This window comes from Candidatus Dormiibacterota bacterium, from assembly GCA_035532835.1.
GTDB lineage: Bacteria > Vulcanimicrobiota > Vulcanimicrobiia > Vulcanimicrobiales > Vulcanimicrobiaceae > DAHUXY01.
The window spans coordinates 1-9540 of the sequence record DATKQG010000002.1 but is presented as its reverse complement, the minus strand read 5'-3'; the positions used below and the strand labels follow the sequence as shown (position 1 = coordinate 9540).

The 9540-nt window shown below is 62.3% G+C and carries 7 protein-coding genes and 1 tRNA gene; 3 read left to right on the top strand and 5 right to left on the bottom strand.

All coding sequences use genetic code 11. The features are described 5' to 3' along the window. The coding region (locus tag VMW12_00055) for an LAGLIDADG family homing endonuclease (protein ID HUZ48110.1) at positions 1-4483 on the bottom strand (4483 nt) is incomplete at its 3' end. A 293-nt stretch (positions 4484-4776) separates the two neighbouring features. Between VMW12_00055 and VMW12_00050 the strand changes: the two genes are divergently transcribed. Further along, a complete protein-coding gene (locus VMW12_00050; GenBank protein ID HUZ48109.1) occupies positions 4777-5307 on the top strand; it encodes a YqeG family HAD IIIA-type phosphatase in 531 nt (176 codons plus the stop codon). Next, positions 5307-6047, top strand: a complete 741-nt coding sequence (locus VMW12_00045; GenBank protein HUZ48108.1) for a hypothetical protein — start codon at positions 5307-5309, stop codon at positions 6045-6047. Before VMW12_00050 ends, VMW12_00045 begins: the two co-directional genes overlap by 1 nt. Positions 6048-6095: 48 nt before the next feature. On the opposite strand, the gene VMW12_00040 is transcribed toward VMW12_00045, so the two are convergent. From VMW12_00040 to VMW12_00025, 4 genes are all read right to left on the bottom strand, one after another. Next, positions 6096-6182 (bottom strand) — tRNA-Ser (locus tag VMW12_00040). A gap of 55 nt (positions 6183-6237) precedes the next feature. Further along, positions 6238-7035, bottom strand: coding sequence for an EAL domain-containing protein (locus tag VMW12_00035; GenBank protein HUZ48107.1), 798 nt, complete (start codon positions 7033-7035; stop codon positions 6238-6240). Beyond that, on the bottom strand, positions 7032-7613 hold the full coding sequence (locus VMW12_00030; GenBank protein HUZ48106.1) for a class II aldolase/adducin family protein: 582 nt from the start codon (positions 7611-7613) through the stop codon (positions 7032-7034). Before VMW12_00030 ends, VMW12_00035 begins: the two co-directional genes overlap by 4 nt. 2 nt (positions 7614-7615) lie before the next feature. Further along, complete coding sequence (locus VMW12_00025) at positions 7616-8497, bottom strand: aldehyde dehydrogenase (protein HUZ48105.1); 882 nt, start codon at positions 8495-8497, stop codon at positions 7616-7618. 51 nt (positions 8498-8548) lie between these two features. Between VMW12_00025 and VMW12_00020 the strand changes: the two genes are divergently transcribed. Beyond that, a partial coding sequence (locus VMW12_00020) for a hydroxyacid dehydrogenase (protein HUZ48104.1) occupies positions 8549-9540 on the top strand: 992 nt, incomplete at its 3' end.

Below are 9540 nucleotides of genomic sequence, written 5' to 3'. Positions count from 1 at the left end.
GTGCTGCATCTGGGCGCAGATGGGTTGAGACTGGGTGGAGCCGCTCGGCAACACCCGCCGCGCGCATCTGCGTTGGGCCGTCCTCCTCGTTAACGTACTCTTCGGTGCTCTCGTTCGCTTCGACGCCCATTGCATCCATCTCCATCGATGGCGCAACGTGCGCAAGATCGTAGCGACCGAGATAACTCACTGCGAGTTCGCGGAAGATGTAATCGAGCAGCGAGGTCGCCATCTTGATGTTGGCATGACCGACGACCGGACCATTCGGCTCGAAGCGCGTGAACGTGAAGGCTTCCACGTACTCTTCGAGCGGCACGCCATGCTGCAGACCGAGGCTCACCGCGATCGCGAAGTTATTCATCAGCGAACGGAACGCGGCGCCTTCTTTGTGCATGTCGATGAAGATCTCACCGAGCTGGCCGTTGTCGTATTCGCCGGTACGCAAGTAGACTTTGTGTCCGCCGATGACGGCCTTCTGTGTATAGCCGCTGCGGCGTTCGGGCATGCGGCGGCGTTTGGCGATGTAGCGGTAGACGAGCTTCTCGGCGATCTGCAACGGTTGTTGGAAGGCCTGCGGCTGTTCGACTTCGTCTTCGACCGATGTATCGCCATCCAGCACGTAGCTGCCCGCCAGCGGTTGAGAGAGCTTCGAGCCGTCGCGGTAGAGCGCGACCGCTTTGATCATGCGCTCCCAGCTATAGCGGTACGCTTCCTTCACGTCGGAGATCGTTGCGGTTTGCGGTAGGTTGATTGTCTTCGAGATCGCGCCCGACACGAACGGCTGCGCCGCGGCCATCATCTCGATGTGCGCGAGCGGGCGGATGTAGCGCGAACCGTATTTGCCGCACGGCGTGGCGCAATCGAAGACGGCCAGATGCTCGTCTTTCAAGTACGGCGCGCCCTCGACCGTCATGCGGCCGCAGATGTGCGCCGATGCTTCTTCGATCTGCTGCGCCGTGAAGCCGAGGCCGTCGCGCAGTAACGAGAAGGAGAAGTCGTTGAGATGTTCGCTCGAGATGCCGAGCTGCTGGGTGCAGAATTCTTCACCCAGCACGTAGTGATTGAAGACGAACGGCAGCTCGAACGCGCCGAGGAGCGACGCTTCGATCTTGGCCAGTGCTTCATCGTCGAAGCCCTTGGCTCGCAACGTAGCGCGGTTGATATGCGGTGCGCCCTCGAGCGTGCCGGTACCCTTCGCGTACGTCTCGATCGCCGCGATATGCTCGTCGCTATATCCCAGACGACGCAGCGCCGCTTCGACCGACTGATTGACGATCTTGAAGTAGCCGCCGCCGGCGAGTTTCTTGAATTTCACGAGCGCGAAATCCGGCTCGATACCGGTGGTGTCGCAATCCATCACGAGGCCGATCGTGCCGGTCGGGGCCAAGACCGTCACCTGCGCGTTGCGGAAGCCGGCGACTTCGCCGATCGAGAGCGCATCGTCCCACATCTTGCGAGCGAGCGCCCACGTCTCTTGCGTGAAGAGCGTCGGGGCGTGCGTCACGGGCTTGACCGAGAGTTGCTCGTACTCGTGCTCGGGCGACTTGTACGCCGCGCGGCGATGATTGCGAATGACGCGCAGCATCGGTTCGCGATTGGCTTCGTAGCGCGCGAAGGGTTTGAGGCCCTGAGCCATCTCGGCCGACGTGCGGTACGCGGTACCGGTCATCAGCGAGGTGATCGCGGCGCACCAGCCCAAGCCTTCTTTGGAATCGTACGGCAGGCCCATGCGCATCAGCAGCGTGCCGAGGTTTGCGTAGCCGAGGCCCAGCGTGCGATAACCGTGATTCTTCTCGGCGATCGTGCGCGACGGCATCTGGCCCATGGCGACCGAGATCTCGAGCGTCGTCGTCCACATGCGCGCGGCGTCGGCGAACTGCTGCGCGTCGAACTCGCTGCGATCGTTCATGAACTTCACGAGGTTCAAGCTCGCGAGATTGCAATTGTGCGCGACCATACCCTCGGCGATGACCGAATGCGTAACCGGCTCGGTAATATCGTAGACGGTCTCGATGCCATCCGGCACGATGGACGCGATTTTGGGTGAACGCGGATTCTTCTTGTGCGCGTTGAACGCGGTTTTGAGAATCGTTTGTGCCTTCTCATTTTTTTCGATCGAGCATGGGAAGCCGATCAACGAGAAAAATTTGCGCGCCTGCTGATTATAGAGATGGAGTTGGCCCTGGGGGTTCTTGCGGCCGGCCGGGTGGGTCCACGAGATACGCGACGTCATGCCGAGATCGGAGAGCAAGAGTTGCACGGAACGAAGCAGCGCGGGCGCAGACGACGCCAGCATCACCTCATTTTCGCTGGCGCGGTGGTCGTTACGAATGCAACCATCAGCGGAGAAGAGCCCCTGCAGATAGGCGACCTTCAGGTCTTCGGGAGCGCGGTGAACCGCATCCGGGACGTCCTTGCCGGTTGCGGTCGCCTGCTTGAAACCGTAGCGGGTTTCGAGGTGACGAATCAACGATGACTGCGATGAGGTCGTTTGGAAGACTCCGCTGTGTTGAACGCCAACCGAGTTCATCCGGACGTCCGGGCCGCCGACAACAGCCGCGGCAGCCACTTTGAGCTCGTTGAAGCGGGCAGTCATCTCATAAGCGATCTGCTTTTCTTTCGGACCGAACACAAGCGCCGCCGTGTCTTTATTGAAGACACCGTCGCCGGTAAGCCAGCCGAGCATCTGCCAACGTTTCACCTCGGTTGCATCCGAAGAGTACGCGACCGGGTTACCGCTCTCGCGAATTTGAACGCGATCGACGCCGGGAACGAGTTGGTCCATGCGCTTCCACGTTCCATCGAGGGTGAGGAACCGGTGATCGGCCGTCGCACGGATTTCGCGCCCGTCTTTGAGCGTCATTTTGAAAACCGGCTTCTCGCCGACCTGAGTAACAACTGCGGGGCGGTGCGCGGTCAATCGGCGATCGTCGTGCTCGGCGTGAATGTCGGTCGTGACGAGCACGCTCTGCCCGCTCTGCTGCATCTCGTGCAACTCTTGCACCGTACGAAGGCCGTCCGGCGTACTGATGCGCGTTTCCGGCGCGAAGCACGCGGTATCATCGATAAAAACATATTCACTGCACGGATTGGTCGCGTTGATGCGATCGTCGTTCGAGCAGGTGTGCCACTCTTGAATGATGTTATCGAATTGCAGGCCCGGATCGGCGCACTGCCATGCCGCTACCGCAATCTGCTCCCACAGATCGGCGGCCTTGATGCGTTTGACGACGTTGCCCTTGGTGCGGCCGATCAGGTCCCAATCGGCATCGCTCGCAACCGCATCGAAAAAGTCATTCGTTAGGCGCACCGAGTTGTTCGAGTTCTGGCCTGAGACGGTGCCGTAGGCCTCCGAATCCCAACCCGTATCGTACTCCTCAACCGCCAGACGCGTGTAACCCTGACGGGCGTAATCGAGCGCGTTCTGCGCCGCGCCGGACGGAATGCCGATGCCGATCGCATCGCGAATCGCGGTGCGCAGCGCACCGTTGAGCGCGGGGTCGAGGCGAGCGGCTTCGGGCACGCGCGTATCGTGCGCGGCAGCGATGATCGCGTTAATGTACTTCTCGAACATCCGCGAACCGACGACGAGGTCGGCGACTTTGCGCTCTTCGCGGACTTTCCAGTTCACGAACTCTTCGATATCGGGGTGATCGGCGTTGAGGACCACCATCTTGGCCGCGCGCCGCGTCGTGCCGCCCGACTTGATGGCGCCTGCGGCCCGATCGAAAACTTTGAGGAACGACATCAAACCGGAGCTGGTGCCGCCGCCGGTCAGCTTTTCGCCGGCCGCGCGAATCTTGGAGAAGTTTGCGCCGGAACCCGAGCCGCCCTTAAAGATGCGCGCTTCGCGCACGATGCCGTCGAAGATGCCGCCTTCGTTGACGAGATCGTCTTCGATCGAAAGGATGTAGCACGCCGAGACCTGCGGATGTTCGTACGTGTTCGCCGAGCGTTGTGCTTCGCCGTTAAACGGATCGACGTACCAATGCCCCTGCGAGGGGCCGGCGATGCCGTACGCCCAATGCAAACCGGTGTTGAACCACTGCGGCGAGTTGGGTGCGGCGACCTGGCGCGCCAGCATCCCGGCCATCTCGTCGTAATAGACGCGCGCGTCCTCTTCGGTATCGAAGTAGCCGCACTTCCAGCCCCAATACGTCCAGCCGCCCGCCAAACGATTGAAGACTTCGCGCGAATCGAGCTCCGCGCTGAATTTGGAATCGGCCGCCGGCTCCGAACGCCACAGCCATTGGGGTACGTCGCGCTCTTCGACCCGCACGGTCGCCGTCGGCACGCCCGCTTTGCGGCAGTATTTCTGCGCGAGCACGTCGACCGCGACCTGACTCCAGCCGGTCGGGACCATGACGTCCTTCGCCTCGAAAATCACCGAGCCGTCGGGATTGACGATGCGCGAGGTGCGAGGCTCGAACTCCAGGCCCGCATACGGGTCGCCGGGAGCGGAGTAGAGGCGGCGAAACTTCATGAGCGTGAGATCCTTGCTTGCGTTGCGGAGAAGAGCGGCAGCATGGGACTTCCGGGGACGAAAATCGAACACCTGTTCGGATCCGGTGATGCCGGAACCGAAGCCATCGAGCCGGAAAGGCCCTCTGGAAGCGCAGGCTTTTATCGTGCTGGCGGACACCTATTGTGCCATACCAGACTCATTAGCACAAGATATTGGGGTTATCGTCCGCAAATCCTTGTGGGAAGACTGTCCATAACGACAAAAATCTGAGGACGGATCTGCGGAGCATTTGTGGGTAAAGTGGATGGGATGTGGATGATGCCGAGGATACCGGGGATATCCGCCCAATCGAAGCGGCCATGTTAGGTCCCGATCGCTTTGCCCCACGGCTGGCCGATGTGTCGCACGAAGAGCTCGAAGACTCCGGTATTCGCGGCATCATCGTCGACCTGGACAATACCCTTATGGGCTTTCGCGAAACCGAGCTGGGAGAGGACCACATTCGCTGGGTACAGCGCGCTCACGACCGCGGCTTTCGGATGGTGATGCTCTCGAATAATTTCACCCAGCGCGTAACCGGCATAGCGGAGCAGCTCTGCATTCCCTGTATTCCGAACGCGCTCAAGCCGCTACCGTTTGGGTTTCTGCGGGCCAAACGACTCTTAGCGCTACCGCGTCGACAGATCGCCGTTGTGGGCGATCAGCTCTTTACCGATGTCCTGGGCGGCAAGGTCTGCGGGCATTACACGATCCTCACCGAGCCGATCGAAGCGAAGGACTTCCCGATCACAAGGGTCTTTCGCTTGCTCGAGCGGTGGATGCTGGCGGGGCGGCGCCCGTAATGAAACTGGCCGTCATCGGCGACCCGGTCGATCATAGTCGAAGCCCGGCCATCCATCGCGCCTTTCTTAAAGAGGCCGAGATCGACGGCAGCTACGTGGCGTTACGGGTGCCGCTCTCGAACGTGATTTCGGTCGTACGCCGCATGCGCATGGACGACTACACCGGTTGCAACGTCACGTACCCGCTCAAAGAAGCGGCGCTCCGCGCGTGCGATAGCCTTACGGAGGAAGCCGAGCGGGCGGGTGCCGTGAACACGCTCTTTTTCGGCCGCGATATTCTAGGCCACAACACCGACGGCATCGGCGCACGCGCGGCGCTTGAAGCCCTGATCGACGAATCGATCTCGCTTCGCCGGATTGGCGTGCTCGGCTACGGAGCTACCGCGCGCGCGATCCTCGCGCAGTTTTCGGAAAACGATGCATACACGTTCGTGTGGGGCCGCGATCCGGAGCGTGTGGAAGATGCTTGCGCGCGTTTCGATGCGTCGCCGTGGCCGGCGACCAATCCGCCGGAAATCGTCATCAGCACCCTACCGCCCGAAGTGCGTTTGCCGCCGGAGATCCTGGATGCGGTGATTCGGGCGGATATCGTGATGGATGTGAACTACGGCGAGCGTGCCACGCTCAGCCGCCAACTCGATCGCGAAGTGGTTCCCGGCGATGCGATGCTGGAAGCGCAAGCCCGCGCTTCGTTCGATTTTTGGCTCGCCCACATCGACGGCGTCGCCCCCGCCGGATAGCCTCAAAACAACAGCCCCGCCTTGCGACGGGGCTGTTGTTTATAAACCCGGAGAAGGGGAGATTCGAACTCCCGAGACCCGTGAAGGTCTGCTCGCTTTCCAAGCGAGTGCATTCGACCACTCTGCCACCTCTCCGCGGAGGCTCGTCGGCGTTTTGCGCTTCGTTTGAGCGTTCCCTTTTGGGTGCGACTTAAGCCTGGAGGTTGGGCTCCGGGCGCTCTTTGGAAAGCAGGGCCTCGAACTCGTCTACCGGGAGCGCGCGCGCGAAAAGGTAGCCTTGGGCCAGTTCGCAACCGCAATCGCGCAGAAAGTCCGCCTGCGCTTGCGTCTCGACGCCCTCTGCTTGTACGCGCAATCCGAGCGCGTGGGCCATGGCGATAATCGCCGAAACGATGGCGAGGTCGTTGGCGTCATCCGGAATATCGCGAACGAACGCTTTGTCGATCTTGAGTTTGTCGATGGGAAAGCGCTTCAAATAGGCGAGCGAAGAGTAACCGGTGCCGAAATCGTCGAGGGCCAGATCGATCCCGATGGTTTTGAGTTGGCGCAGAATGCCGATGGTATCTTCCGCATTCTGCATCGCGACGGTTTCGGTAATTTCGAACTCCAGCTTCGAAGGATGCAATTTGCTGGCGCGGATCGTCTCTTCGATCGACTTGAGGAGGTTGTAATGCAAGAACTGGCGGCCTGAGAGGTTCACCGCAAGCTGCAGGTCGTCTCCAAAGCGTGCGTGCCATTCGCTCATTTGCGCCGCGGCGGTGCGCAGCACCCATTCACCCAATTGTACGATGAAACCGGAGGTCTCGGCTTGCGTGATGAAGGTCTCGGGCGGCGAAAACGTATCGTCGCGTTGCGGCCAGCGGCACAGCGCCTCGGCCCCGACGATGCGGCCGGTCTGCAGATCGATCACGGGCTGATAGAAGATGCGAAACTCGCCATAGGTCAGCGCGTTGGAGAGCCGTTGATGCATCGGCAAGCGAAAGCTCATGCGAGAAACCCGGCGACCTTGCTGAAGTACGCAATGCGCGCGGCCTCTTCGGCAAGATCCGTCTGCATGAACGCATCCTCGAGATGCTCGGCGATGGAAGAGAGGCCGTGACGTTCCATGATGACCGTATCGATGCCGCGCGCGAATTCCAGCGCGCAGAGTTCGGCGAGTTCGCTCGAACCGTTCGGGCGGAACGGAGTCCATGCCAGGCTCCCGAGCGATTCGCGAGCGCCGACCGTATCGCGCGGAAAGACCGATCCCGTGCGCGACCACACGACGCAGAACGTCGGGTGCGTGTGCACGACGCAACGCACCTGCGGCCGCTCTCGATACGCGGCGAGGTGGAGCGGCAGCTCGCTGGTTGGGCGCTGCGCGGGATCGCGGGCCGTGCCGTTCGGATCGACGCGCACCAGCTCGCGCGGTTCCAGGCCGCCGAGCGAACGAGCGGACGGCGTCGCGACGATATCGCCGTCGTCGAGGAGAACGCTGATATTGCCGCTGGTGCCCGTCACGAGCCGCCGGTCCCAGAGGCGCTGTCCGTAGCGGACGATGGCTTCACGCGCGCGCGCTTCGTCCATGGCTAGACGCCCGCCGGATGCCAGATCGTTTTGATTTCGCACAACGCGGCGATGTCATCCAAGCTCTGCGCCCGTTCCGAAAACCACTCCTCACGCGAGCGCTCCGGGTAGCGCCGCGTGCGTTTGACGTTTGCGGCGGCATCCCGTTCGAATGCGGCCAGCGACGGATCGGAGCCGGAGAGCAACAGGGCGTTGACGTCCATGTGTTTCGCGAGTGTCGGCCCGATTTCGTCGCGATATCCGGTGAGAATGTTCAGCACGCCGTTGGGTAGATCGCTGGTAGCGACTGCTTCGGCAAAGGCGATCGCCGTTCGCGGGTCGCGCTCCGAAGCCAGCACGATCGCGGCGTTTCCGGCCACGATCGCGGGCAGCACGACCGAGATCAAACCGAGCAGCGACGGGCGATCGGGCGCAAGCACGGCGGCAACGCCCATCGGCTCCGGCGTCGAGAAATTCAAGTGCGGGCCGCCGACCGGGTTTCGGGTCGAGAGCAGGGCTGCGAATTTATCGCACCAGCCCGCATACCATATCGTGCGATCGATCGACGCATGCACTTCGCGTTCGGCTTCGTCGCGAGTGAGTTCCATGCCCTCGCGCACGCGCTCGACCAACTCGGCGTGGCGTGCTTCCATCATCTCCGCCAGCCGGTAGAGTACCAATCCACGCGTCCCCGGCGCGGTGTTCCACCATCGCGGTTGCGCCGAGCGAGCGGCCACCACCGCATCGCGCGCGTCCTTGCGAGAAGCGCGCGCGATATTCGCACCGAAATCCTCGCCGTCCCACAACGGATCGCTACGCCCCGACTCCGAGCGAACGAACGCGCCGTCGATGAAGAGTTTGTACATTTTTCGGATCGGGAGGCGTGCATCGCCATTCTTGGGCATACCTTGCGCTACGACGCAAGGGCGGGCCAGCCCTCGGGCGAACCTTCCGCCATGGTTGAATCAGCTTCCCCGGCGTCACTAGGGCGCGTCATCATCACCGAGCCGTTCGACGAGCGCGGGATCGCCGTGCTACGAGACGCCGGCGCCGAGGTCACCTCGATGATCGGCGCTTCGCGCGAGGCCCTCCATGCGGCCCTAGCCACCGCTCGCGGGCTCATCGTTCGTTCCGAAACGCGGGTGGACGCGGAGCTGTTACGTTTCGGACCCCAGCTCGAAGTGGTCGCACGAGCCGGCGTAGGGGTGGATGCGATCGATGTCGATGCGGCCAGCGCGGCCGGAATCGTCGTGGTTAACACTCCCGGCGCAAACACCATCGCCGCGACCGAACAAACCTTTGCGCTGCTCTTCGCGGCCCTGCGTCATACGCCGCAAGCGCATGCAAGCGTCCATGCCGGCCACTGGGAGCGCAAGCCCTTCATCGGCCACGAACTCTTCGGCAAGACGCTGGGAATCGTTGGGCTGGGACGCATCGGCAGCAACGTCGCGGTTCGCGCCCACGCATTCGGCGCGACCGTTCTTGCGTTCGACCCCTTCGTTCCGGCCTCGCGCGCGAATGCACTCGGCGTCGAGTTAGTCGAGTTCGAGGAATTGCTGGGGCGCTCGCACATCGTCACGCTCCACGTTCCGCTCACCTCGCAGACGCGCGGCATGATGGATACCAGAGCGATGTCGCTGCTGCGCCCGGATGCGGTATTGATCAATTGCTCGCGCGGCGGCGTCGTCGAAGCGCAGGCCCTGTTGGATGCCGTGCAAAGCGAGCGCATTCGAGCGGTTGCGATCGATGTGGTTCCTGTGGAACCGCCGCCGCCGGGGTCGGCTTCGGCCGCGCTGCTCGCGCATCCGAGCGTGATCGCGACCCCGCATCTGGGCGGCTCGACGTTCGAAGCATTGGAACGCATTGCGCTCGAGCTTGCTCACGACGTCGTGCGCGTGCTGGGCGGACGCCCCGCCAGCGGAGCCGTCAACGCGCCGAGCCTAGTCGG